The sequence below is a fragment of the Streptomyces sp. NPDC088812 genome, from assembly GCF_044750285.1.
Classification (GTDB): domain Bacteria; phylum Actinomycetota; class Actinomycetes; order Streptomycetales; family Streptomycetaceae; genus Streptomyces.
In genome coordinates, this window is the sequence record NZ_JBIVJP010000003.1 from 21,330 (window position 1) to 46,598 (window position 25,269).

The 25,269-nt window shown below is 73.3% G+C and carries 17 protein-coding genes; 5 read left to right on the top strand and 12 right to left on the bottom strand.

The genetic code is table 11. The features are described 5' to 3' along the window. The first annotated feature begins 108 nt into the window (after nt 1-108). Entirely contained in the window at nt 109-624 is a 516-nt protein-coding gene (locus tag ACIP67_RS06295; protein WP_401688193.1) for a DUF6912 family protein, read from the top strand. 92 nt (nt 625-716) lie between these two features. Beyond that, nucleotides 717-1,379 (top strand): HAD family hydrolase, encoded by a 663-nt coding sequence (locus ACIP67_RS06300; protein WP_401688196.1) that lies wholly within the window; start codon nt 717-719, stop codon nt 1,377-1,379. 103 nt (nt 1,380-1,482) lie between these two features. Here ACIP67_RS06300 and ACIP67_RS06305 read toward each other — a convergent pair whose 3' ends face one another. Next, the gene (locus ACIP67_RS06305; protein WP_401688199.1) at nt 1,483-2,049 is read right to left on the bottom strand and encodes a DJ-1/PfpI family protein; all 567 of its coding nucleotides are present in this window, start codon (nt 2,047-2,049) and stop codon (nt 1,483-1,485) included. A gap of 620 nt (nt 2,050-2,669) precedes the next feature. Between ACIP67_RS06305 and ACIP67_RS06310 the strand changes: the two genes are divergently transcribed. Further along, complete coding sequence (locus ACIP67_RS06310) at nt 2,670-7,613, top strand: NAD-glutamate dehydrogenase (protein WP_401688202.1); 4,944 nt, start codon at nt 2,670-2,672, stop codon at nt 7,611-7,613. A gap of 66 nt (nt 7,614-7,679) precedes the next feature. Here ACIP67_RS06310 and ACIP67_RS06315 read toward each other — a convergent pair whose 3' ends face one another. Together ACIP67_RS06315 and ACIP67_RS06320 are read right to left on the bottom strand one after the other, a co-directional pair. Further along, nucleotides 7,680-8,459 (bottom strand): ABC transporter ATP-binding protein, encoded by a 780-nt coding sequence (locus tag ACIP67_RS06315; RefSeq protein ID WP_401689235.1) that lies wholly within the window; start codon nt 8,457-8,459, stop codon nt 7,680-7,682. 91 nt (nt 8,460-8,550) lie between these two features. Beyond that, nucleotides 8,551-9,468: an ABC transporter permease gene (locus ACIP67_RS06320; RefSeq protein ID WP_401688205.1), complete on the bottom strand. Its 918-nt coding sequence runs from the start codon at nt 9,466-9,468 to the stop codon at nt 8,551-8,553. A 332-nt stretch (nt 9,469-9,800) separates the two neighbouring features. Between ACIP67_RS06320 and ACIP67_RS06325 the strand changes: the two genes are divergently transcribed. Then, the gene (locus ACIP67_RS06325) at nt 9,801-10,427 is read left to right on the top strand and encodes a TetR/AcrR family transcriptional regulator (RefSeq protein WP_401688208.1); all 627 of its coding nucleotides are present in this window, start codon (nt 9,801-9,803) and stop codon (nt 10,425-10,427) included. A 184-nt stretch (nt 10,428-10,611) separates the two neighbouring features. On the opposite strand, the gene galE is transcribed toward ACIP67_RS06325, so the two are convergent. Beyond that, on the bottom strand, nt 10,612-11,592 hold the full coding sequence (gene galE, locus ACIP67_RS06330) for a UDP-glucose 4-epimerase GalE (protein WP_401688211.1): 981 nt from the start codon (nt 11,590-11,592) through the stop codon (nt 10,612-10,614). Nucleotides 11,593-11,624: 32 nt separating this feature from the next. Further along, the gene (locus ACIP67_RS06335; protein WP_401688214.1) at nt 11,625-12,176 is read right to left on the bottom strand and encodes a MarR family winged helix-turn-helix transcriptional regulator; all 552 of its coding nucleotides are present in this window, start codon (nt 12,174-12,176) and stop codon (nt 11,625-11,627) included. A gap of 142 nt (nt 12,177-12,318) precedes the next feature. On the opposite strand from ACIP67_RS06335, the gene ACIP67_RS06340 reads away from it, so the two are divergent. Further along, nucleotides 12,319-12,732 carry an organic hydroperoxide resistance protein gene (locus ACIP67_RS06340; protein WP_389523808.1) on the top strand — a complete coding sequence of 138 codons (414 nt, stop codon included), beginning with the start codon at nt 12,319-12,321 and terminating at the stop codon, nt 12,730-12,732. Between the two features lie 94 nt (nt 12,733-12,826). On the opposite strand, the gene ACIP67_RS06345 is transcribed toward ACIP67_RS06340, so the two are convergent. The 7 genes from ACIP67_RS06345 to ACIP67_RS06375 all read right to left on the bottom strand — a co-directional run bounded on the left by ACIP67_RS06345 (nt 12,827) and on the right by ACIP67_RS06375 (nt 25,235). Next, nucleotides 12,827-14,380 (bottom strand): hypothetical protein, encoded by a 1,554-nt coding sequence (locus ACIP67_RS06345; RefSeq protein ID WP_401688218.1) that lies wholly within the window; start codon nt 14,378-14,380, stop codon nt 12,827-12,829. 87 nt (nt 14,381-14,467) lie between these two features. Next, nucleotides 14,468-15,733, bottom strand: coding sequence for a hypothetical protein (locus tag ACIP67_RS06350; RefSeq protein ID WP_401688221.1), 1,266 nt, complete (start codon nt 15,731-15,733; stop codon nt 14,468-14,470). A 356-nt stretch (nt 15,734-16,089) separates the two neighbouring features. Continuing rightward, the gene (locus tag ACIP67_RS06355) at nt 16,090-18,303 is read right to left on the bottom strand and encodes a CDP-glycerol glycerophosphotransferase family protein (protein ID WP_401688224.1); all 2,214 of its coding nucleotides are present in this window, start codon (nt 18,301-18,303) and stop codon (nt 16,090-16,092) included. 8 nt (nt 18,304-18,311) lie between these two features. Continuing rightward, complete coding sequence (locus ACIP67_RS06360) at nt 18,312-20,516, bottom strand: CDP-glycerol glycerophosphotransferase family protein (RefSeq protein WP_401688227.1); 2,205 nt, start codon at nt 20,514-20,516, stop codon at nt 18,312-18,314. Nucleotides 20,517-20,646: 130 nt separating this feature from the next. Next, on the bottom strand, nt 20,647-22,923 hold the full coding sequence (locus tag ACIP67_RS06365; protein ID WP_401688230.1) for a CDP-glycerol glycerophosphotransferase family protein: 2,277 nt from the start codon (nt 22,921-22,923) through the stop codon (nt 20,647-20,649). 150 nt (nt 22,924-23,073) lie between these two features. Then, nucleotides 23,074-23,955, bottom strand: a complete 882-nt coding sequence (locus tag ACIP67_RS06370) for a carbohydrate ABC transporter permease (RefSeq protein WP_401688233.1) — start codon at nt 23,953-23,955, stop codon at nt 23,074-23,076. Beyond that, on the bottom strand, nt 23,952-25,235 hold the full coding sequence (locus ACIP67_RS06375) for a carbohydrate ABC transporter permease (RefSeq protein ID WP_401688235.1): 1,284 nt from the start codon (nt 25,233-25,235) through the stop codon (nt 23,952-23,954). Before ACIP67_RS06375 ends, ACIP67_RS06370 begins: the two co-directional genes overlap by 4 nt. Between the last annotated feature and the right edge of the window lie 34 nt (nt 25,236-25,269).

Below are 25,269 nucleotides of genomic sequence, written 5' to 3' on the forward strand. Positions count from 1 at the left end.
GACTCGAAAGGGGACTCCCGCACGTATCCTGAAGGCGCTCCGGAGGCGCGGACCGCGCCCTCCCCGGGGCCTCGAACGGAGCCTCCGACCAGGAAAGAGCGGCCCACCATGCGTGTCTACGTCCCCCTGACCCTCCCCGGTCTCGCCGAGGCGCACGAGACGGGGCGGCTGGGGGCCGGGCCGCTCGTCGCGTACGCCGTCACGCCCGCGCTGCGCGAGTGGTACCTCTCCGACGACATGGAGGAGCTGGAGTACGCGGCCCTCGGCCGGGCCGCGCTCGCCTCGCTGCGGCTGCTGGCGGCGGACCCGGGCGCGCCGCGCCGGCGGGTCGTCGTCGCCGTGGACGTACCGGACGGCGCGGCCACGGCCGACCCCGACCGGGGGCTCGACCCGGCCGCGCCCGGCGAGGTGCGGGTGGCCGGCGCCCTGCCCCTGGCCAAGGCGGCCTCGGTCCATGTCGACGCGCCGGACGCGGAGACGGACGTGACCGCCGCGGCCCGGGCGCTGGCGGCGGCGGACGGCGGCGACGACGACGCGCAGTCCGTCGTGGACGGCGCCGAGGACCACGAGCTGCTGTGGTTCGCCACCCAGGAGATTCCCCACCTGGTCGGACCCGGGCACTGAGACCGTCCGGGCCCGGCCGGCCGACGGCCGCGGGCTCGGCGCTCTGCCCGGCGCCCTCTTGATTGTCGGTGGCGGCGGGTACGTTTGCGGACATGGGGAAGTCAGCGGCGCACATCGTCTGGGACTGGAACGGCACGCTGTTCCACGACAACGACGCGATCATCGGGGCGACGAACGCGGCGTTCGTCGAGTTGGGGCTGGAGCCGATCACGATAGAGCGGTACCGGGCGCTCTACTGCGTGCCGGTGCCGAAGTTCTACGAGCGGCTGATGGGCAGGCTGCCCACCGACGCCGAGTGGGAGCTCATGGACGACATCTTCCACCGGTACTACGCCGAGCACCGGGTGCGGTGCGGGCTCACCGAAGGGGCGGCCGACCTGCTCGCGCGGTGGCGGTCGGAGGGGCGCAGCCAGTCGCTGCTGAGCATGTACGTCCACGAGGAGCTCGTTCCGCTGGTGCGCGGTTTCGGCATCGAGCCGCACTTCCTGCGGGTCGACGGGCGGACCGGACCTTCCGGGGGCAGCAAGGCGGAGCACATGGTGCGCCACCTCATGGCGCTGGCGGACGTGGACCCCGAGCACACGGTGGTGATCGGGGACGCCGCCGACGACGCGGTGGCGGCGCTGCACGTGGGGGCGCGGGCCGTGCTGTACACCGGCGGCTCGCACGGCCGGGCCAGCCTCGAGGAGGTGGGGGTGCCGGTGGTGGACTCGCTGGAGGAGGCCGTGGAGGTGGCGGAGCGGATCGCCGCGTGAACCGGGCGCCGGCCGGTGGGGTGCGGCGCTCCCGGAGGCGCCGCACCCGTGCCTCCGGGGGAGCCGGTGGTGGCTGCGGGGTCGCGTGGTGTCCGCGGGCGGCTCAGACCGCCGGTGCCTTCGCGCGCAGCACGGTGAGGAACTCGCGCATCCAGGCCGGGTGGTCCGGCCAGGCGCGGGAGGAGACCAGGGTGCCGTCGACCACGGCCTCGGTGTCCTGGAAGGTGGCGCCGGCGGTCTGCATGTCCAGCTCCAGCGCCGGATAGGCGGTGACACGGCGGCCGCGGAGGCTGTCGGTGGCGGCGGTGAGGAGGGGGCCGTGGCAGATCTGGGCGACCGGCTTGTCCGCGTCGAAGAACGACTTGAGGATCTTGCGGAGTTCGGGGTCGTTGCGCAGGTACTCGGGGGCGCGGCCGCCGGGGACGACCACGGCGGCGTACTGGCCGGGGTCGACCTCGGAGAAGGCCAGGTCGGCGGGCCAGGTGTAGCCGGGCTTCTCGGTGTAGGTGTCGAAGCCGGGCTCGAAGTCGTGGACGACGAAGCGGAGCCGCTTGCGCGTGGGGGCGGCGATGTGGACCTCGTAGCCCTCCTCGCGCAGGCGCTGGTAGGGGTAGAGGACCTCCAGGGACTCCGCTGCGTCGCCGGTGACGATGAGGATCTTCGCGGTCATGACGGACGGCTCCTCTCGGGCGGGCGCTCTTGCAGCAACGTGCCTCTTGGTGGCGGCCCTGCCAAGAGGTGGGGTGCTTTCAGGTTGCCCCGGGGGCGGGCCGCGCGTCGACTTTTCCCCCTGCGGCCTGCGGGCGGGGGCCGGCCGGCGGCCGTCGGTCGGCCCCTCACACACGGCCCCCCGCCCCGCCGCTCTGTGCAGAACGTCAAACTTCCAGCCCCTGTTTTGTACACATACGGCTCATGACGGGCCCCCGGTGGAGAGCGATAGCCTTGGTAGCGTGATCAGCGCGATATCTCGCGGGGGCGCTGCTGCCCCTGCCCCGCGCCCGGTGACCGCGGACGACGGCCGCGACCGGGTGGCAGTCGCTGGTCCGCACGGGCGGGACGGGGCCGCGAGGGCCCCCAGGACGCCGTACACACCCCGGGCGCAGGTGGCGCGGAGATCAGCGTCACACCCCGGAGCGGCGTCGAGAATGGCTGATAACGCCCCGCTCATCTCCCCTTGCGGCATAGCGTCGGAGCAGACCGGAGACCCCGGTACGTGGCGTCGAGCCGCAGGGGAAGAGACCGTACTTCCTTCTACGTCACGCAACGGCGCGCGACAGGAGTCAGAGGACAATGCAGACCAAGCTGGACGAAGCCAAGGCCGAGTTGCTCGAAAGGGCGGCCCTGGTCGCTGAGAACAGCCCGGCCGGGGGGCACCTACCGACCGGGACGACGGACGAGGGCACTCCGGGGATCCCGGACCACGACGCCGTGCTGTCGTTCCTCCAGCGCTACTACCTGCACACCGCCCCGGAAGACCTCACCGGCCGCGACCCGGTCGACATCTTCGGAGCCGCCTTCTCCCACTACCGGCTGGCCGAGAACCGCCCGCAGGGCACCGCGAACGTCCGCGTGCACACCCCGACCGTCGAGGAGAACGGCTGGACCTGCTCCCACTCCGTCGTCGAGGTCGTCACCGACGACATGCCCTTCCTGGTCGACTCGGTGACGAACGAGCTGACCCGGCAGGGACGGGGCATCCACCTCGTCATCCACCCGCAGGTCGTCGTCCGCCGCGACCTCACCGGCAAGCTCGTCGAGGTGCTCACGGCACCGCCCGCCGAGGGCCTGCCGCACGACGCGCACGTCGAGTCCTGGATCCACGTCGAGACGGACCGCGAGACCGACCGCGCCGACCTCAAGCAGATCACCGCCGACCTGCTGCGCGTCCTGTCCGACGTCCGCGAGGCCGTCGAGGACTGGGAGAAGATGCGGGACGCGGCCCTGCGCGTCGCCGACCGGCTCGAGGACGAGCCGGTCCCCGGCGACCTGGCCGCGCCCGAGGTCGAGGAGGCCCGCGAGCTGCTGCGCTGGCTGGCCGCCGACCACTTCACCTTCCTCGGCTACCGGGAGTACCAGCTGCGGGAGGACGACTCCCTCGCCGCCGTCCCCGGCACCGGCCTCGGCATCCTGCGCTCCGACCCGCACCACGCCGAGGGCGACACCCACCCAGTGAGCCCCTCCTTCGAGCGGCTCCCGGCCGACGCCCGCGCCAAGGCGCGCGAGCACAAGCTGCTCGTGCTGACCAAGGCCAACAGCCGCGCCACCGTGCACCGGCCGTCCTACCTCGACTACGTCGGCGTCAAGAAGTTCGACGCGGACGGCAACGTCGTCGGGGAGCGGCGCTTCCTCGGCCTGTTCTCCTCCGCCGCCTACACCGAGTCGGTGCTGCGCGTGCCGGTCGTCCGGCGCAAGGTCGACGCCGTCCTGACGGGCGCCGGCTTCTCGCCCCACAGCCACGACGGCCGCGACCTGCTCCAGATCCTGGAGACGTACCCGCGCGACGAGCTGTTCCAGACGCCGGTGGGCGAACTCCGGTCCATCGTCACCTCCGTCCTCTACCTCCAGGAACGCCGGCGGCTCCGCCTCTACCTGCGGCAGGACGAGTACGGCCGCTACTACTCCGCCCTCGTCTACCTGCCCCGCGACCGCTACACCACCGGCGTCCGGCTGCGGATCATCGACATCCTCAAGGAGGAACTCGGCGGCATCAGCGTCGACTTCACCGCCTGGAACACCGAGTCGATCCTCTCCCGCCTGCACTTCGTCGTCCGCGTCCCGCAGGGCACCGAGCTGCCCGAGCTGTCCGACGGTGACAAGGAGCGCATCGAGGCCCGGCTGGTGGCGGCGGCCCGCTCCTGGGCCGACGCGTTCTCCGAGGCGCTCAACGCCGAACTGGGCGAGGAGCGGGCCGCGGAGCTGCTGCGCCGCTACGGCAACGCCTTCCCCGAGGGCTACAAGGCCGACCACATCCCGCGCTCCGCGGTCGCCGACCTCGTCCACCTCGAACGGCTCGACGAGCAGCGGAACTTCGCGCTCAGCCTGTACGAGCCGGTGGGCGCGGGACCGGACGAGCGCCGCTTCAAGATCTACCGCAAGGGGGACGCGATCTCCCTGTCGGCCGTGCTGCCGGTCCTCAACCGGCTCGGCGTCGAGGTCATCGACGAGCGGCCCTACGAACTGCGCCTGGCCGACCGCAGCGTCGCCTGGATCTACGACTTCGGTCTGCGCATCCCGCGCTCCCTGGGCGGCGGCAACGGCGACCACCTCGGGGACGACGGCCGCGAGCGGTTCCAGGAGGCGTTCGCCGCGACCTGGACCGGCAAGGCGGAGAACGACGGCTTCAACGCCCTGGTGCTGAGCGCCGGCCTGAACTGGCGGCAGGCGATGGTGCTGCGCGCGTACGCCAAGTACCTGCGGCAGGCCGGTTCCACCTTCAGCCAGGACTACATGGAGGACACCCTCCGCAACAACGTCCACACCACCCGGCTGCTGGTCTCCCTGTTCGAGGCGCGGATGTCGCCGGACCGGCAGCGCGCCGGGCACGAGATCGTCGACGCCCTCCAGGAGGAGCTCGAGGCCGCCCTCGACCAGGTGGCCTCCCTCGACGAGGACCGCATCCTGCGCTCCTTCCTCACCGTCATCAAGGCGACGCTGCGCACCAACTTCTTCCAGCGGACCGCCGACGGCACACCGCACGGCTACGTGTCGATGAAGTTCGACCCGCAGGCGATCCCGGACCTGCCGGCGCCCCGCCCCGCCTTCGAGATCTGGGTGTACTCGCCGCGTGTGGAGGGTGTGCACCTGAGGTTCGGGAAGGTCGCGCGCGGCGGTCTGCGCTGGTCCGACCGGCGGGAGGACTTCCGCACCGAGATCCTCGGCCTGGTCAAGGCGCAGATGGTGAAGAACACCGTCATCGTGCCGGTCGGCGCCAAGGGCGGCTTCGTCGCCAAGCAGCTGCCCGACCCGGCCGTGGACCGTGACGCCTGGATGGCCGAGGGCGTCGCCAGCTACCGGACCTTCATCTCCGCCCTGCTCGACATCACCGACAACATGGTCGCCGGCGAGGTCGTGCCCCCGGCGGACGTGGTCCGGCACGACGAGGACGACACCTACCTGGTCGTCGCCGCCGACAAGGGCACCGCCACCTTCTCCGACATCGCCAACGAGGTCGCCCAGACGTACGGCTTCTGGCTCGGCGACGCCTTCGCCTCCGGCGGCTCCGCCGGGTACGACCACAAGGCGATGGGCATCACCGCGCGCGGCGCCTGGGAGTCCGTGAAGCGGCACTTCCGCGAGCTGGGCGTGGACACGCAGGTCGAGGACTTCACGGTCGTCGGCATCGGCGACATGTCCGGTGACGTGTTCGGCAACGGCATGCTGCTGTCCGAGCACATCCGCCTGGTCGCCGCCTTCGACCACCGGCACATCTTCATCGACCCGAACCCGGACGCGGCGACGTCGTACGCCGAGCGCCGCCGTCTGTTCGCACTGCCCCGCTCCAGCTGGGCCGACTACGACACCGCCCTGCTGTCGGCCGGTGGCGGCGTCTTCCCCCGTACGGCGAAGGCGATCCCGGTCAACGCGCATGTCCGCGAGGCCCTCGGCATCGAGGCGGGCGTCACCAAGCTCACCCCGGCCGACCTGATGCGGGCGATCCTCGCCGCGCCGGTGGACCTGCTGTGGAACGGCGGCATCGGCACCTACGTCAAGGCGTCCACCGAGTCGAACGCCGACGTCGGCGACAAGGCGAACGACGCCATCCGCGTCGACGGCGCCGACCTGCGCGTCAAGGTCGTCGGCGAGGGCGGCAACCTGGGCCTGACCCAGCTCGGGAGGATCGAGTTCGCCCGGCGCGGCGGCCGGATCAACACGGACGCCATCGACAACAGCGCGGGCGTGGACACCTCCGACCACGAGGTGAACATCAAGATCCTGCTCAACGGCGTGGTCGCCGACGGGGACATGACCGTCAAGCAGCGCAACAAGCTGCTCGCCGAGATGACCGACGAGGTCGGCGGGCTCGTCCTGCGCAACAACTACGCGCAGAACACGGCGATCGCCAACGCCCTCGCCCAGTCCAAGGACATGCTCCACGCCCAGCAGCGGTTCATGCGCCACCTGGTGCGCGAGGGCCACCTCGACCGGGCGCTGGAGTTCCTGCCCGCCGACCGGCAGATCCGCGAGCGCCTCGCCGCCGGCCAGGGCCTGACCGGGCCGGAGACGGCCGTCCTCATGGCGTACACGAAGATCACGGTGTCGGACGAGCTGCTGCAGACCTCGCTGCCCGACGACCCCTACCTGCGGACCCTGCTGTACGCCTACTTCCCGAGCCCGCTGCGCGAGCGGTTCCCCGAGCACATCGACAGCCACCCGCTGCGCCGCGAGATCACCACGACCGTCCTGGTCAACGACACCGTCAACACCGGCGGTACGACCTACCTGCACCGGCTGCGGGAGGAGACCGGCGCCTCGCTGGAGGAGATCGTGCGGGCCCAGACCGCGGCCCGGGCGATCTTCCGTTCGGCTCCCGTGTGGGACGCGGTGGAGGACCTCGACAACAGGGGCGAGGCGGCCGTCCAGACCCGCATCCGCCTGCACTCGCGCCGCCTGGTGGAACGCGGCACGCGCTGGCTGCTCAACAACCGGCCGCAGCCGCTCCAGCTCGCCGAGACGGTGGAGTTCTTCGCCGACCGCGTCGAGCAGGTCTGGTCGCAGCTGACGAAGCTGCTGCGGGGCGCGGACCTGGAGTGGTGGCAGATGATCCACGACGAGCTCACCGGCGCCGGCGTGCCCGACGAGCTCGCCACCCGGGTGGCCGGGTTCTCGTCGGCGTTCCCGGCGCTCGACATCGTGTCGGTGGCCGACCGCACGGGCAAGGACCCGCTGGACGTCGCCGAGGTGTACTACGACCTCGCCGACCGGCTGCACATCACCCAGCTGATGGACCGCATCATCGAGCTGCCGCGCGCCGACCGCTGGCAGTCCATGGCCCGCGCCTCCATCCGCGAGGACCTGTACGCGGCCCACGCGGCGCTGACCGCGGACATCCTGTCCGTCGGCAACGGCACCTCGACGCCCGAGCAGCGGTTCACGGCCTGGGAGCAGAAGAACGCGGCGATCCTGGGGCGGGCGCGCGTCACCCTGGAGGAGATCCAGGGCTCGGAGACGTTCGACCTGGCCAACCTGTCGGTGGCGATGCGGACGATGCGGACCCTGCTGCGGACGCATGCGTAGGGCGTGACCGCACCGCGTGAGGGCGCCCCCCGAGACATCGGGGGGCGCCCTCACGCCTGACAGGACCTACGCCGGTTTCGGGCGCGGCTTCTTCTTCGGCTTGTCGCCGGTGAACGCCTCGTAGGCCTGCATGACCTCCTCCGTGGGGCCGTCCATGCGCAGTTCGCCGCGCTCCAGCCACAGCACCCGGTCGCAGGTGGTGCGTATCGCGTTGTTGCTGTGGCTGACCAGGAAGACGGTGCCGGCGTGCCCCCGCATCTCCTGGATGCGCTCCGCCGACCGCGCCTGGAAGCGCGCGTCGCCGGTGGACAGCGCCTCGTCGATGAGCAGGACGTCGTGGTCCTTGGCGGCGGCGATGGAGAAGCGCAGCCGGGAGCCCATGCCGGAGGAGTAGGTGCGCATGGGCAGGGAGATGAAGTCGCCCTTCTCGTTGATGCCGGAGAAGTCGACGATCTCCTGGTAGCGCTCCTTGATCTGCTCGCGGGACATGCCCATGGCCAGGCCGCCGAGGTAGACGTTGCGCTCGCCCGTCAGGTCGCCCATGAGGGCCGCGTTGACGCCGAGGAGGGAGGGCTGGCCGTCGGTGTAGATCTTGCCGCGCTCCACGGGGAGCAGGCCGGCGACCGCCTTGAGCAGGGTCGACTTGCCGGAGCCGTTGGTGCCGATCAGCCCGATCGCCTCGCCCTTGTGGGCGACGAAGGAGACGTTCTTGACGGCGTGCACGGTGCGGACGCCCGCCGCCTTCTCGGTCTGCTTGCGGCGCAGCATGCGGTTGAGGGCGGCGGTCGCGGAGCCGCGTCCGGCGCCGGTGCCGTTGACCCGGTAGACGATGTCGACGCCGTCCACGACGACGGTGGGGACGCGCGCGTCGGTCGGGACGCGCCCGTCGGCGGGGCCGCGCCCGCCGGTCGGTGCCGGCTCGGTGAGTCCTGCGGTGTCAGCCACGGCCGTACGTCTCCTCAGCCTTCCAGAAGTAGATGAAGCCGCCGACGCCGGCGAGCAGGGCCCAGCCGGCCGCCCAGGCCCACACGTGCGGGGGCAGCTGGCTCGCGGTGAACGTGTCGATCAGCGCGAAGCGCATCAGGTCGATGTAGATGGCGGCCGGGTTGGCGCGCAGCAGGTCGCCGATCCAGGCCGGCAGGTCGCTGTGCTGGCTGAGCAGGTTGTCGATGCTCCACATCACGCCCGAGGTGTACATCCAGGTGCGCAGCACGAACGGCATCAGCTGGGCGATGTCCGGCGTCTTGGCGCCGAGGCGGGCCAGGATCATCGAGACACCCGCGTTGAAGACGAAGTGGAGCACCAGGGCGGGCACCGCCAGCACCCAGGAGACGGCGGGCGGGACGCCGACGCACAGCAGGATGACCACCAGCGCGGCCATCGAGAACAGCAGCTGTTGCAGCTGCTGGAGGCAGAAGGAGATCGGCAGGGCGGCGCGCGGGAAGTGCAGGGCCCGCACCAGGCCGATGTTGCCGGAGATCGCCCGGGTGCCCGTCATGATCGAACTCTGCGTGAACGTCCACACGAACACGCCCGTGACCAGGAACGGGATGAAGTCCGGCACGCCCTCCTTGGTCTCCAGCAGGACGCCGAAGATGAAGTAGTAGACCGCCGCGTTCAGCAGCGGGGTCATGACCTGCCAGACCTGGCCGAGCTTCGCCTGGCTGTACTGCGCGGTGAGCTTGGCGGTGGCGAACGCGGCTATGAAGTGGCGGCGGTCCCACAGCTGGCGGACGTAGGCCGGCAGGGACGGACGGGCGCCGCTGACCGAGAGGCCGTGCCGGGCCGCGAGAGCGGCGAGGTCTTCGTGGACCTCGGGCCGCGTCGGGGGCGGTGTGTGGAGGACCTGGCTCACATCCGCTGCTTTCACTCGGGGGGTGGGGTGCGTGCGTCCGGCGTGCGCCCGTCGTCGCCCGGCGTTTCCTTACGCTTCTCTTCACGTTCTCTTACGTCGGGACGGGACCGTATCGTCGCAACGTGAGCGTAAGGCGAGCGGGCGTCGGAACGCAACCGTTTCGTCGTCACGGCGCGCCCTCCCACCGGGGCCGCGCGGGGGAGGGGGTGCGGAGGGTGCGTGGGGAGGGGCGTGGAGGGTGCGTGGGGAGGGGCGTGGGGACGGGCGTGGAGGGTGCGTGGGGAGGGGCGTGGGGACGGGCCCGTATCGTCGCAACGCCCTATGCTGTCCGCATGACGACGAACGCCGACGGTCCCCAGACGCGTCCGCGCCGCCGGGCCCCCGCCGGAGCGGCCGTGCTCCGCGAGGACGTGACGGAGGCCATCCGGGCGGCCGTGTTCGAGGAGCTCGCGACCGTCGGCTACGCGCGGATGTCCATCGAGGGCATCGCCCGGCGCGCCGGTGTCGGCAAGACCGCGGTGTACCGGCGCTGGCGCTCCAAGCTGCACCTTGTGCTGGACGTCGTCTCGGCGATCGCCGTGCAGGGACTGCCGGCCCCGGACACCGGGAGTCTGGAGGGGGACCTGCGGCTGCTGTACGAGGTGACGTCACGGGCGCTGCGGCATCCGGTCGCCTCGCAGATCATCCCCGACCTCCAGGCCGAGGCGGCCCGCAACCCGGAGATCGCCGAGGCGATGCAGAAGGCGCTCCGAGACGGGCAGGAGGGGGTCGCGCTGAAGATCGTGGCGGCGGCGGCCCGGCGCGGCGAGGTGCGCGAGGGACTCGACGGCGAACTGGCGCTCGACCTGATCTCGGGGCCGCTGTACTGGCGCTCGGTGGTGATCCGCGCCCCGAAGCTGCCCAAGGGATACCTGGACGCCCTGGCGCGCGCGACCGCCGAGGCGATCAAGGCCCTGTGAGCGGGGCCGGGACACCGCGTCCGCCGGACCGGGTGTCCCGCTGTCCCGCCGCCTTGGGTCCCGGTGTCCCGGTGTCCTGCCGCCTTGGATCCCGGTGAGCCGGTGTCCTGCCGCCTTGGGTCCCGGGGAGCCGGTGTCCCGCCCTTACCAGGCCCCGGTGAACCGGTGTCCCGCTGTTCCCCGCCTACACCCGAGCCGCCTCCGGATGCAGTCGCACCCATCCCTCCCAGGCGGAGACGATCATGTCCTGGACGTCGTGCTTCGCCCGCCAGCCCAGTTCGGTGGCGATGCGGTCGGCGGAGGCGACCACGCGCGCCGGGTCGCCGGGGCGCCGCGGGGTGACCGTCGGCGGGCGGCCGTAGCCGGTGACGGCGTTGACGAGGTCGATCATCTCGCGGACGGAGACGCCCTCCCCCCGGCCGATGTTCAGGGTGAGGGAGTGGCCGGGTGACGCCTGGAGCGCGCGGGCGGCGGCGACATGGGCCTCGGCCAGGTCGGCGACGTGGATGTAGTCCCGGACGCAGGTGCCGTCGGGCGTCGGGTAGTCGTCGCCGAAGATGCGCGGCGGGGCGTGCCGGGTGAGCCGTTCGAAGGCCATGGGGACGAGATTGAGGACGCCGGTGTCCGCGAGCTCGGGGCTCGCCGCGCCGGCCACGTTGAAGTAGCGCAGGGAGGCCGTCGACAGGCCCGTGGCCCGGCCGGTCGCGCGGACCAGCCACTCGCCGGCCAGCTTCGTCTCACCGTAGGGGGACATCGGGACGCAGGGCGTCTCCTCGGTGACCAGGTCCACGTCCGGCATGCCGTAGACGGCGGCGGAGGAGGAGAAGACGAACGACGGGACGCCCGCCTCGGTGACCGCCTCCAGGAGGACCCGCAGCCCCTCCACGTTCTCCCGGTAGTAGAGCAGGGGCCGCTCCACCGACTCCCCGACCTGCTTCCTCGCCGCCAGGTGGACGACGCCGGTGACGGCGTGCCCGGCGAGCGTGCGGGCCACCAGGGCCTTGTCCAGTGTCGAGCCCACCACCAGCGGCACCCCCTCGGGGACGCGCCCGGCGAAGCCCGACGACAGGTCGTCGTAGACCACCGCCCGCTCGCCCGCCTCGGTCATCGCCCGTACGACGTGCGCCCCGATGTAGCCGGCGCCGCCTGTGATCAACCAGGTCATCCGTGCCTCCCCCTCCTCGGCCGCGAGTCGTCTCACAGTCGAACAGGCGGCGGACCCTCCCGCACCGGCCGGTCGCGGCCCTCCTCGCCCCCGGTGTCCTCCGCCACCGCCGCCGCGTCCAGCGCCTCGGTGAGCCGGTCGAGGCGTTCGCGCAGCTCGCGGATCTCCTCCAGGTCGAAGCCCGTGGCGCCGGCGATCCGGCGCGGCACCCGCAGGGCCCGCTCGCGCAGCGCCGTGCCCTCCTCGGTCGGCCGGACCACGACCGAGCGTTCGTCGCGCGCGTTGCGCTCCCGCCGGACCAGGCCGGCCGACTCCAGCCGCTTCAGCAGCGGCGAGAGGGTGCCGGAGTCCAGCCGCAGGTGCTCGCCCAGCTTCTTGACGGGCAGCTCGCCCTCCTCCCAGAGCACCAGCATCACCAGGTACTGGGGGTAGGTCAGCCCGAGGTCCTTGAGGATGACGCGGTAGACGCCGTTGAAGGCGCGCGAGGCGGCGTGCAGGGAGAAGCAGATCTGGCGGTCCAGGCGGAGCCAGTTCTCCTCGGGGGCGGTGGGAACGCCGGTGTCGGGCGGCGGGGGCGGGGTCATGGGTCCAGGGTAGCTCTTGGAAGCCATTTAGTTGTGCACAATTTGATTGTGTGCTCTACTTCTCGGGTGGGACGGCCCGGACGCCCACCGCGCGAGGGCCGGCCACCCCCCGACACCGATCTCCGTAAGGGATGGTTCATCCATGGACGCGCTCTACACCGCAGTCGCCACCGCCACCCACGGCCGAGAGGGCCGCACGGTCTCCTCCGACGGCAGGATCGACCTTCAGCTGGCCATGCCGGTGGAGCTCGGCGGCAACGGCCAGGGCACCAACCCCGAGCAGCTCTTCGCCGCCGGGTACGCGGCCTGTTTCGGCAGCGCCCTCGCACTGGTCGGCCGCCAGGCGAAGGCCGACGTCAGCGACGCCGCGGTGACCGCCGAGGTGGGCATCGGCAAGCAGGGCGAGGGCTTCGGCCTCAAGGTCACCCTCCGCGTCGAGCTGCCGGACACCGTGGACGAGGAGACCGGCCGCAAGCTGGTCGAGCAGGCCCACCAGGTATGCCCCTACTCCAACGCCACCCGCGGCAACATCGAGGTCGACCTCGTCATCGAGTGACGGCCGGGAGCCCTCGGTGACGGCCGGGAGCCCTCGGTGATCGCCCCGGTGACGGCAGGGAGTCCCCGATGACCGCCGGGAGTCCCCGGCGCCCTCACCCGACCCGCGCCAGCACCTCCCCCGTCCGCCGGCTCCACGCCACCACCACCGCCTCCTCGGGCACCCGCTGCCGGCGGGTGAGCAGCAGCCAGCGGACGCGGTGGCGGCGGACGATCGCCGACCGCTCGGCGCGGGTCGACGCCGGGGAGAGGTAGGCGCGGACGTCCGCGAGCCGCCGCAGCCGCTCCCCCTCCCCGACCGCCGCGTCCGGCCAGGCGGGCGCGGCGAGGTTCGGCCCGTACCCGGCGATCGCGTGGACGGCGTAGTACCCGTCGGTGATCACGACCTCGCCGGGCCGGATGTACGGTGCGGCCCAGTCGTACGCGGGCCAGCGCGGCGGCTGCTCGAAGCCGACCGGATCCAGCGAGCGCGGTACGACCGCCCCGGCGTGCACGGTGAGGAAGCCCAGGCAGGCCGCGCCCGCCGCGGCCGCCCCCAGCACCCGCCGCCCCGCCCCCCACGGCCGGGGCGCCGCCAGCTCCACCGCCAGCGCGAACTGCGGCGCCACCAGCGTCAGCCCCAGGATCCGCCCATAGGTGTAGTGACCGCTGGCCCAGCCGTACGCCACCACGGCACAGTCCAGGGCGAACATCAGCACCAGCGGATCGCGCGCCGAGGCCCGCCCGCGCAGCCACAGCGCCGGCAGCCCCAGCAGCGCCAGCCCGAAGTGGTCCGCGAGACCCTCGTACAGCCGCCGGTGCATCGCGTCCACGCTGTCGTCCCCGGCCAGCGCGAACACGTCGAAGTACGGCCAGGACGCCGCGACCCCCAGCGCCGTCGCGCCCGCTGCCGCCCACCGCAGCACCACCGCCGGCCGCCACCGCCGCTGCCGGCCCAGGACGAGGGCCGCGCCCCCGGTCACCGCCGCCACCGACGTGATCGGATGCACCAGCAGGACCACCCCGTACAGCGCGCCCACCGCCGCGTAGCCGGTGAAGCCGCGCAGCCCGCCCGGCCCCACGAAACGCACCCGCCGCGCGTCCCGCGCGCGTGCCCCCGTCAGCGCCCACGCCCAGAAGGCGAGCCCGATGGCGAAGGTCGAGGGGTAGCCGAGGTTGCCGGTCATCGACATCAGGCCCAGGTAGCCGCTCCACCAGGCCCGTTCTGTGCCCCACAGCAGGGTCATCGCGCCCAGCGCGAACACCGGCGCCCACGGCCGGGGCGTCAGCACCCGCGTGAAGCGGCCGATGCCGGTCAGCAGCACCAGCAGGTTCACCGGCCCCGCCACCCGCAGCACCTCCCAGCCCCGCAGACCGGTCAGCTGGGCGACGGCGCCCTCGGCCACCGCGTACGGCGAGTAGTAGGGGCTGCCCGCCCCCGGCAGGTCCGCCGTCGGATGGCGCGGACGGAGGAGGTCGGCCCTCAGCCGCTCGACGACCGCCGCGTGCTGGCCCGCGTCGCAGCACAGCGGCACCCGCCAGAACGCCAGCGACACCACCAGCCAGAACAGGAACCCGCACACCTGGTACGGCGTCGGACGCCACAGGCGCCCGCCGCGCAGCGCCGTCGCCCCGCGCACCGGACGCCGGATCAGTACGCCGACGCTCATCGGACCGGGAGGAGCGGGAACAGGGGAGGGGACATGGGAGACATCGGCCGTATGTGTTCCCGCCCGCGTCAACAGCCTTGCCGACTGTCACCTCATCGAGTGAGCCCGTACGGTTCCGGTCCGCTCCCGGGCCGGTGGCGCGGCCCGCTCCCGGACCGCGGACTGAAGCAGCAGCGGCAGGCCCAGCACCGGCAGCAGCCAGGCCAGCACGATCAGCCGGCCGCCCCAGATGGTGATGTCCGGGTGCCCGGCCTGGGTGAGGACCCCGGTGCAGGCGGCCGCCACCAGGAACACGCCGAACGTCCGCCGCCGGCCGCCCAGCGCCCCCCACGCCCCCGCCGCCAGCGCCGCCGGGAACAGCGGCTCCCCCAGCTGCCGCCGCAGCCACTCCCCCCAGAAGTTCCCCTGGAGCTGCCAGAACTCCGGCCAGGGACGGACGCGGTCGGGCCGGGTGAAGTGGTGGGTCAGCAGGTCCTGGAGGCTCTCCGACGCCGACGGGTAGTGCAGGAGCGACGCCAGCAGCACCGTCCCCAGCACCCCGCACCCGCCCACCGCACCCAGCACCGCCACCCCGCGCCCCACCGGCGCCCCGCGCCGTCGGCGCCGCACGGCGACCAGCGCGCCCGCACCCGCCAGACACAGTCCGAGGAACAGCGCCTGCGAGTGCTTGACCGAGAACAGGGCGGCCAGCGCGCCGCCCACCAGCCCCGCCCCCCACCGCACCCGCCCGTCCAGGGCCAGTGCGCAGCCCCACACCGCCGTCAGCGTCAGCGCCAGCAGCAGCCCCTCGGTCATCGGGCGCATGGCGGTCGCGCCGCACGGCAGGACGTAGTACAGCGCCTGCCCGGTCAGACAGACCCGGGTCGGCGCGCGCAGCGTCCGCAGGATCAGGAACGCCAGCACCCCGCCCGCCACGGTCACCGCGACGCCCGCCGCCCACATCCCCCACACCACCCCGAACACGGTGACGAACGGGACGAGGAACACCGGATAGCCCGGCCGCACCTCGAAGATCCGCATGAAGCGTTCCGACATGAACGGCACGGTGTGCCCGCCGGTCTGCCCCGCCGCCAGCCGGGCCCCGGCGTTGCGCCACTCCCGCGCCCGGCAGTCGCCGCCGACCCGGGCGCCGGGGTCGGGACGGTGGAAGCGGATCACGTCCACGCGCTGCCGCCGGACGGCGATCGAGGCCTGCCCCGCGCACGCCCAGTCGATCGTGGCGGCCGCCGCCTCCCGCTTGCCCTCCCCCCGCAGGTCCAGCGCGTACGACAGGTAGTTCTTGCTGTCCGGGGTGTCCCGGCCGGTGACGCTCGTGAGCTGGAGCAGCGCGAACACGGCGGCCAGGACCAGCACCCAGGCACGGGGCCGCCGGCGAAACCAGGCCCGGACGCCGGCCGGCCGCGGACGCGTCCCCACCCGTGCGTCGGCGGGCCGCGGGCGGAACCACACCCGCGCGTCGGCGGGCCGCGGGCGGAACCACCCCCGGACGTCGGCCGGCCGTGAGCGAAACCAGGCCCGGACGCCGGTGGGCCACGGACGCGTCCCCACCCGTGCGTCGGCGGGCCGAGGGCGGAACCACCCCCGCGCGTCGGCGGGCCGCGGGCGGAACCACACCCGGCTACCGGCCTGCCGCGGGCGGAGCCAGGCCCGGACGTCGGCCGGCCGTCGGCGCGGGCCCACCCGGTCACCGGCGGATCGTGGGCGCACGCTCACGTGGACGCCAGCAGGTCGCGGGCCGTCGCCGGGCCCGGGACGCGCACCCGCGCCCGCTGCGGCATCGGCTCGCCCAGCAGCAGCGTCCGCACGACCCGCTCGGCCGCCCGCCCGTCGTCGAACGCGCAGAACCGCTCCCGGAAGGCCGCCCGCAGCCGCGCCGACTCCGCGTCGCGCCAGCTGCCCGAGGCGAACAGGCGGGCCAGCTCCCGGTAGTCGCGCGAGACATGGCCGGGCGGCTCGGCGGTGACGTCGAAGTAGACGCCCCGGCTCGCCGCGTACGTGGTCCAGTCGTCGGCGTGGACGACGACCGGCCGGTCCAGGTTGGCGTAGTCGAACATCAGGGCCGAGTAGTCGGTGACCAGGACGTCGGCGGCGAGCAGCACGTCCTCGACGTGCGGTTCGTCCGTCGCGTCGACGAGGATCCCGCGCCGGTGCAGCTCGGCCAGGCCCGTCCCGCGCGCCGGACCGGCCGCCAGGGAGGGGTGCAGCCGCACCACGAGGGTGTGGTCCTCGCCGAGGTCGGCGGCGAACCGGGCCAGGTCGATCCGGTCGGCGTGCCCGCCGCGCACGTACTCGCGGCGCGTCGGCGCGTACAGCACGACCGTGCGGCCGTCCGGGACGCCCAGCCGCGCCCGCACCGCCGCGCCCGCGCCCTCGCCCGCGTTCACCAGCACGTCGTTGCGCGGGCTGCCGGTCCGCGCCGACGCGAAGTGGCACGGGTACGCCCGCTCCCACACCAGCTCGGAGTGCGGATTGGCGACCAGGCTGTGGTCCCAGCGGTCGGCGCGGCGCAGCATCTGCGGCACGTCCACACCGTACCGGGCGCCGGGCCGCTCCAGCAGGTCGGCCGCCATGTACTTCAGCGGGGTGCCCTGGTGGGTGTGGATGTGGACGCTGCCGGGGCGCTTGACGAGCGAGCCGGGCCAGTTGACGTTGTTGACGAAGAAACCGGCCCGCGCGGTCACCCGCCGGTAGGCGGGGGAGTCCAGGAGCACGTGCTCGACGTCGTCCGGGAGCCGCGCGGCCGTCTCCTCGTCCCGCACCACCCACACCCCCCGCAGCTGCGGGGCGATCTCGCGGGCCGTGCGGTAGACGGCCCCCGGATCACCGAGCACACCCCGGTGCGAGAACGCCGAGTACACGACGAGCTGCGGATCGAGCGGGCGCCGGGCCCGGACGGCGCCCGCGGCCCGGTGCGCCCGCGCCCCCGCCGCCGCGCGCGCCTGCCCCCCGCGCCGGGCCAGCTCGCGCCCGGCCCGCCCGGCCAGCCGCCGGGCCCGCCAGGCCTGGTAGCCGCCCTCCAGCACGCGCAGCTCGTCGGGGACCGGCTCGGCCGTCCGGTGGGCGCGGAACAGCTCGGCCGTGCGGCGGAAGAACTCGCCCTTGTCCGACGGCGGCAGCCGGTCCGGCTTGGCGAGGATGTCCAGACAGTGCTCGCCCATCTTGCGGTGCAGGTAGGGGCGCCAGCCCGCCAGCTCCGGACGGGAGCCGACGAACGCGAACACCCGCTCGTACTGGTCGTGGACGTCGAAGTGCTTGCGGCTGGTGGTGGACAGGATGTTGCCCTGGCGGCGCTGGCGGTAGTACAGGCAGATCCGGTCCAGCGTGGCGATCCGCTCCGCGCTCAGCATCACCGGGAACGTCCAGGGGGTGTCCTCGTAGTAGCCGGGCGGGAAGCGGAAGCCGTTCGACTCGACGAAGTCCCGCCGGTACACCTTGTTCCACACGACCATCAGCAGGTCGAGGATCTCGGGGCGCTCGGCGGCCGTGAACGTGTCCTGGCCGCAGTCGGCGAGGACGTGCGCGAGGGCGTTGCGGCGGGTGCCGCCCCACCAGTAGGTGCGGGCGTAGTCGAAGACCAGGACGTCCGGGTCGCCGGTCTCGTCGAGGCGGTCGGCCGCCGCGCGCAGCGCGCCCGGGGCGAGGGTGTCGTCGCTGTCGAGGAAGAAGAGGTAGTCGCCGGCGGCGTGCGGCAGACCGGCGTTGCGGGCGCGGCCGAGGCCGACGTTCTCCGGCAGGTGCAGGGCCCGTACCCGGTCGTCGCGGGCCGCGTACTCGTCGAGGATCGCGCCGCAGCCGTCGGGGGAGCGGTCGTCGACGGCGATCACCTCGAGGTCCCGGTACGACTGATCCAGGACGGAGTCGAGGCACTCGCGCAGGAAGCCCTGCACCTTGAAGCAGGGGACGATGATGCTGAAGCGGGGCACTGCTGCGGTCAGCTCCTTACGAGGGGGGAGGCGGCGGGGGCCGGGACGCGTTCGGCGAGCGGCCGCACGGGCGGGAGCGCCTCCGCGGGCTCGCCGAGCAGCACCCGGCGCACCACGCGCTCGGCGGCCCGGCCGTCGTCGAACCCGCAGAAACGGGACCGGAAGGCGGCCCTGAGCTCCGCGGACCCGGCGGAGGCGTACGAGCCGTCGCGGAAGACGCGCGCCAGCTCCTCGGGCGTCCGGGCGACCGGTCCGGGCGGGGCCGCCATCAGGTCGAAGTACACGCCCCGCGTCTCGGTGTAGACGTCCCAGTCGTCGGCGTACACCACGATCGGGCGGTCCAGGTTGGCGTAGTCGAACATGATCGACGAGTAGTCGGTGACCAGCGCGTCCGCGGCGAGGCAGACCTCCTCGGAGGAGGGGTGGCCGGTGACGTCGATGATCCGGCCGGTGCCCGCGCGCGCCCCCCGGTCGTAGAAGTAGTGGGCGCGCAGCAGCACCACGACGTCCTCACCGGCCGCCTCGCAGAACGCCTCCAGGTCCAGGCCCGTGTCGAACCCGGTCCGCCAGTCGCGGTGGGTGGGGGCGTACAGGACGGCCGTCGTCCCGTCGGGCACGCCCAGCTCCCGCCGGATCCGGGCCACGTCCTCGGCACTCGCCGTGCAGAGGACGTCGTTGCGCGGATAGCCGTACTCCAGGTGCTCGTAGGAGCCGGGGAAGGCGCGCTCCCACATCTGGGTGGAGTGGGTGTTGGCGGAGAGGTTGAAGTCCCAGCGGTCCACCCGGCCCAGCAGCTTGGTGAAGCTGCCGCTCGCGGCGGCCACCACCGGGTACGTCGACTGGTCGACGCCCATCTTCTTCAGCGGGGTGCCGTGCTGGGTCTGCACGTGCACGCTGCCGGCGCGCTTGACGACGCCCTCCGCGAAGTTGGCGTTGTTCACCAGGTACCTGGCGCGCGCCAGGACCCGCCAGTACCGGCGGGAGCCGATGACGGCGTGGTCGACGCCCTCGGGGAGGGTGTGCGCCCGGTCGGCCTCGACGAGGAACACCGACCGGATGTGCGGGGCGAGTTCGGCGGCCTTGGCGTGGATCGCGGCCGGGTTGCAGACGTATCCGCGCCCCCAGTAGGCGCAGTACACCGCCAGGTTCGGGTCGATGCGGCGGCGCAGTTGCAGCCGGTAGTACAGGCGCGTGCGCAGCCCCCGGGGGCGCGGGACGCGGCGGACGGCCGCCGACGCCGTCCGGTTGGCGTCCCGCAGCGCGCGGAACGCCGTGTACGCCCCCGCCGCCAGCAGCCGGTGCTGCACCCCCATGCTCCCGCCCGGCCTGCGGAAACCCGCCGGGCGGTGGAGCCGGTACAGCCGGGCCGCCCGGCGGAAGAAGGCGCGGCGCAGCGGGCCGGGCAGCCGCGCCGGATGCGCGGCGGTCTTCAGGACGGCGGCGAAGAGCTGCTCGAAGAGCGGCCCCGACCGCTCGGCCGGCACGGACAGCTCGGCCGCCGCCGTCAGCACCGCCTCCGCCCGGTCCAGCAACTCGCTGTGGTGCTCGCCCGGCAGGTTGAGCCGGCCGCCCTGCCGGCGCAGCCGGTGCCGTACGACGACCCGGCGCAGCACCGCCGTCCGCTCGGCGCGCAGGGTGACCAGGCCGCCGAAGCCGATGTCGGTGAAGTGGCCATCGGGGAAGGCGAGCCGGTGCCCGGTGAGGAAGGACCGCCGGTAGGCCGCGCTCCACGCCGGCAGCTCCACGCCGGTCACCCGGGGCGCCTCGGCGGGGGCGAAGGCGCCCCGCGGCGCGCCCGCCAGCAGCGGGGCCGCCGGGTTGGTCGGCTCGCCCTCCCACCACGGGCAGCGCTCGTGCTCGGCGTACAGGACGTCGACCTCGCCGGTCTCGGCCAGGCGTGCGTCCACGGCGATCAGCGCGCCCGGGGCGAGGGTGTCGTCGCCGTCGAGGAACAGCAGGTACGCGCCGGTCGCCGCCCGCAGCCCGGCGTTGCGCGCGCCGGCCAGGCCCGCCGACGGGGGCGAGTGCACGGGCGTCACCCGGGGGTCCCGTGCGGCGTACCCGGCGGCGACGTCCGCGGCCGGGGTGCCGGGCGCGTCGCAGACCGGGAGCAGCTCGAAGTCGCCGAAGGACTGGGCGAGGACGGAGTCCAGCGCCAGGGACAGCCGGCCCGCGACACCGTGGGACGGGACGATGATGCTGAAGCGGGGCATACTGCTCTTTCTCTGTCGGGGGTCCGGAGGGGTCGGGAGAGGCCGGAGCGTCCGGCGGCCGGGCCCGGCCGGGTCGCGGGGCGGGCGGCCCGGAGGTCGGGCCCGGCCGGGTCGCGGGGGCGGGCGGTCCTCAGAGCCGGTCGGTGACGGTGCGGCGGTCGGACGGCTGCGGACCGGACGGTTGCGGCACGGTGGTGAGCGGGGTGCGGGTGAGCGCCGAGGCCGCCGACGGCACGGGCCGGCGCGCGGCGAGCGGCACCGGTGGTGGCGGCGTCTCGCCCAGCACGACGTGCCGTACGACACGTTCGGCGGCCCGTCCGTCGTCGTGCGGGCAGAACCGCTCGCGGAACGCGGCGCGCAGCTGGGCGGAGCGGGAGCCGCGCCAGTGGCCGGTGGCGAAGATGTCGATCAGTTCGTCCTCGCTGCGGGCGACCGCGCCCGGCGGACAGGCCCGCAGGTCGAAGTAGGTGCCGCGGGCCGCCTCGTAGGCCGCCCAGTCGTCGTCGGGGGCGTGGACGACGATCGGGCGGTCGAGGTTGGCGTAGTCGAACATGATCGACGAGTAGTCGGTGACCAGGACGTCCGAGGCCAGGCAGAGGGACTCCACACCGGGGTGGCCGCTGACGTCGAGGACGCGGCCGTCACGCGCCGGCGGGGCGGGCTGCCAGTAGTGGGACCGGGCCAGGATCATGAAGCGCGGGCCCAGGCGGCGCAGGATCCGTTCCAGGTCGAGGAGGGTGCGCTGGGTGCGGCGGTGGTCGCGGTGGGTCGGCGCGTAGAGGATGGCGACCGTGTCGCGGGGGATGCCGAGCGCGTCGCGCAGCCGGGTCACGTCCGCGGCCGTCGCCCGCTGGAAGACGTCGTTGCGGGGGTAGCCGTACTCCAGCGTGGTGTACCCGCCGGGGTAGACGCGCTCCCAGGTCAGGGTGGTGTGGCGGTTGGCGGACAGGACGTAGTCCCACTTGTCGACGCCCCGCAGCAGCTCGGCGAAGTCCATGTCCCGCGCGGCCGCCGGGTACTCCTGGAGGTCCAGGCCCATGCGCTTGAGGGGGGTGCCGTGCTGGGTCTGGACGAAGACCTGGCCGGGGCGCTTGACCAGCCGGCGGTCGAAGTTGACGTTGTTCACGAGGTACTTGGAGCGGGCCAGCGCCGTCCAGTAGGCGGCGGTGCCGGGGCGCAGCGGGCGCGGGCCCGGCGGGATGTCCCGCCGGTGCTCGGGGTGGGCGATCCACGCCGTGCGCACCCGCGGGGCGAAGGCGCGGAACGCGGCCTCCAGCGCACCCGGGTTGCAGCCGTGGCCGCGCCCCCAGTAGGCGGCGAAGACGGCCCGGTCGGCACGGAGCGGCAGCCGCAGCTGGACGCGGTAGTGGACCTGGAGCAGGCCCGCCCGCAGGGCGCGGCCCAGCGTCCCGGCGAGCCCGCGGACGCGGCGGGCCGCGGTCTCGGTGGCCTGGAGGGCCCGGTAGGTGCGGTGCAGGCCGAGGCGGACGAGGGCGTGGCGCAGCCGGGAGCGCGGCGGGACGGGCGCGCCGGGGGCCCGGTAGCGGCGGTAGTGGGAGCGGGCCCGGCGCAGGAACTCGGCGCGCGCCCCGCGGGGCAGCCGGCCGGGCCGGGTGAACACGGTCGTGAAGTGGTCGACCATCCGGCGGAACAGCACCGGCCGCCACCGGGCGAGCGCGGGCCGCTCGTCGAGGAACGCGAAGACCCGGTCGTACTGGTCGAAGACGTCGAAGTGCCGGCGGCTGGTGGTGGACAGGATGCTGCCCCGGCGGCGCTGCCGGTAGTGCACGCAGACCCGGTCCAGCGTCGCGATCGACTCGGCGGTCAGCAGCGCCGGGTACGTCCAGGGGGTGTCCTCGTAGAGGCCGGGCGGGAAGGCCAGCCCTGCGCGGGTGAGGAAGTCCCGCCGGTAGGCCTTGTTCCAGGCCACCATCAGCACCTTGAGCAGGCCCGGCCGGTCCTCCAGCCGGAAGGGCGCCGGGCCGTCCTCGGTGAGCTGCGCGGCGAACCTGTGGCGCCGCGCCTCGCCCGTCCAGTCGGTGGTGGCGTAGTCGTAGACCAGGACGTCCGGCTCGCCCGTCTCCTTCAGCCGGTCGGCGATGGCCTCCAGCGTGTCCGGGGTGAGCGTGTCGTCGGAGTCCAAGAAGAGCACGTAGTCGCCGGTCGCGCGGGCCAGACCGGCGTTGCGGGCCGGGCCCAGACCGGCGTTCTGAGGCAGGTGCAGGGGGTGCACGCGCGGATCGCGTGCCGCGAACTCGTCGATGATCTCGCCGCAGGCGTCCGGCGAGCGGTCGTCGACGGCGATCACCTCGAGGTCGGGGTACGACTGGGACAGCACCGATTCGAGGCACTCGTGCAGATACGCCTGAACCTTGTACGCGGGGACGATGACACTGAACCTGGGCAAGGGACATCCATGGGTCGGCGCGGGACGACAGGGCCTGGCCCGGCAACGGCCGATGGAGTGACTTGGTTACGTTCGCCTACGGCATCCGGGGGACACCGGGTGAACGGCGAGGGGCGGACCGGTGACGGTCCACCCCCCTTGTGCGGACGTCTACTTGACCGCGCCGGCCATCACACCGGACACGAACTGCCGCTGGAACGCGAAGAACACGGCCAGCGGGATCACCATCGAGATGAACGCGCCGGGCGCCAGCACGTCGACGTTGTTGCCGAACTGCCGTACCTGGGTCTGGAGGGCGACCGTGATCGGCTGGCTGCCGGCGTCGGTGAACACCAGCGCCACCAGCATGTCGTTCCACACCCACAGGAACTGGAAGATGCCCAGGCTGGCGATGGCCGGTCCGCCCAGGGGCATCACGACCCGCACGAACAGGCGCAGTTCGCCGGCGCCGTCGAGACGGGCCGCCTCCAGCAGCTCGCGGGGGATCTCCGCGAAGAAGTTCCGCAGCAGGAACACCGCGAACGGCAGACCGAAGCCCACGTGGAACAGGATCACCCCCAGCACCGACCCGAACAAGCCGACGGCGCCGAACAGTTCGGCGATGGGGATCAGCGCCACCTGCACGGGCACCACCAGCAGGCCCACCACGCCCAGGAACCACCAGTCCCGGCCCGGGAACTCCATCCACGCGAACGCGTAGCCGGCGAGCGAGCCGACGACCACGACCAGCACCGTCGCCGGCACCGTGATCAGCACGGTGTTGACGATCGAGTCCGTGATGTCGCCGTTCTCCAGCAGCTTCCGGTAGCTGTCCACGGTGAGCTGGGAGGGCTCCGTGAACACCGTCCACCAGCCGCTCGCGCCGAGGTCCTCCGGCGAGCGCAGCGAGGAGATCAGCAGGCCGATGGTCGGCACCAGCCAGAACAGACCGACCAGCAGCAGGAACACCCGGACCAGACCGCCGCCCAGCCTCTCCACGATCCTCGTGGCCAGGGACCGTTCGGCCCGCACCGGTCCGTCCAAGGCCTTCATCGCCGCACCTCCCGTCGGAGCCTACGGATGTTGAACCACATCACCGGGATCACCAGCAGCAGCAGGAACACCGCGATGGCGCTGGCGACACCGGGCTGATCCTCGGAGAAGCCCTTGCGGTACAGCTCCAGGGCGAGGACGTTCGCGTCGTCCTGGGAGGAGCCGGGGGCGATGATGAAGACCAGGTCGAACACCTTCAGCACATTGATCATCAAGGTGACGGCGACGACCGCGAGGACCGGTGCGAGCAGCGGCACGGTGACCCTGCGGAACACCTGCCACTCGTTCGCGCCGTCGACCCGCGCCGCCTCCAGCAGCTCCCGTGGCACGCTCGCCAGCCCGGCCGCGATCAGCACCATCGCGAAGCCCGCCCACATCCAGACGTACGAGCCGATGATCGCCGGTGTGACCAGGGACGGGCCGAGCCAGTCCAGGCCGTTGTAGGGCTCCTGGAAGTTGCTCGCGGGCAGCCGCAGCCGGGCGCCGTCCGCCGCCGCAGGGAGGGTGAAGGTGCCGTCGGCCGCGGCCTCGGCGGACGCGACGACCCGGCCGTCCTTGACCGCCTCGATCCGCATGCCCGCGTAGCCCAGCTCGGACGGGTCCGGGGCGCCGAGCGTGCCGACGCCCTTGCCGCGGGTGAAGTCCTGCCAGGTGGTGCCCGTGACCTTGCCGGGCTCGGGCTCCGCCCGGACGGCTGTCCGCGCGCCGTCGGGCATCTGGTCGGGGGCGACGCCGACCAGGGGCAGGGCGACCGGGTCGCCCGCGCGGACGGGCTCCGCGGTGATGAACGCCCCGCCCTTCTCCGCCCGGAACGGCGACTCACGGCCCGGGTGGGCCTTGGGGAACGCCGACGACTGCGCGAACGTGTCGTGCACCCCGACCCACACCGCGTTCGCCACGCCCTTGTCCGGGTCCTGGTCGTAGACCAGCCGGAAGATGATGCCGGCGGCGAGCATCGAGATCGCCATCGGCATGAAGACGACCAGCTTGAACGCGGTGCCCCAGCGGATCCGTTCGGTCAGCACCGCGAACACCAGACCGAGCGCGGTCGCGACCGTCGGCGCGAACACCACCCAGATCACGTTGTTTCTCAGCGCCGTGCGGATGCCGTCGTCGGTGAAGAGGGCCCGGTAGTTGTCGAGGCCGGCGAAACCGTCGCCGGACTGGTCGTAGAGACTGCGCACGACCGAGTACCCGATCGGGTAGACCACGAGCGCGCCCAGCAGCACCAGGGCGGGCAGCAGGAACAGCGCCGCCACGGTCCCACGGGTGCCGGTCACGCTCTTGCGCGGGCGAGGAGGGGCGGGGGCTCCG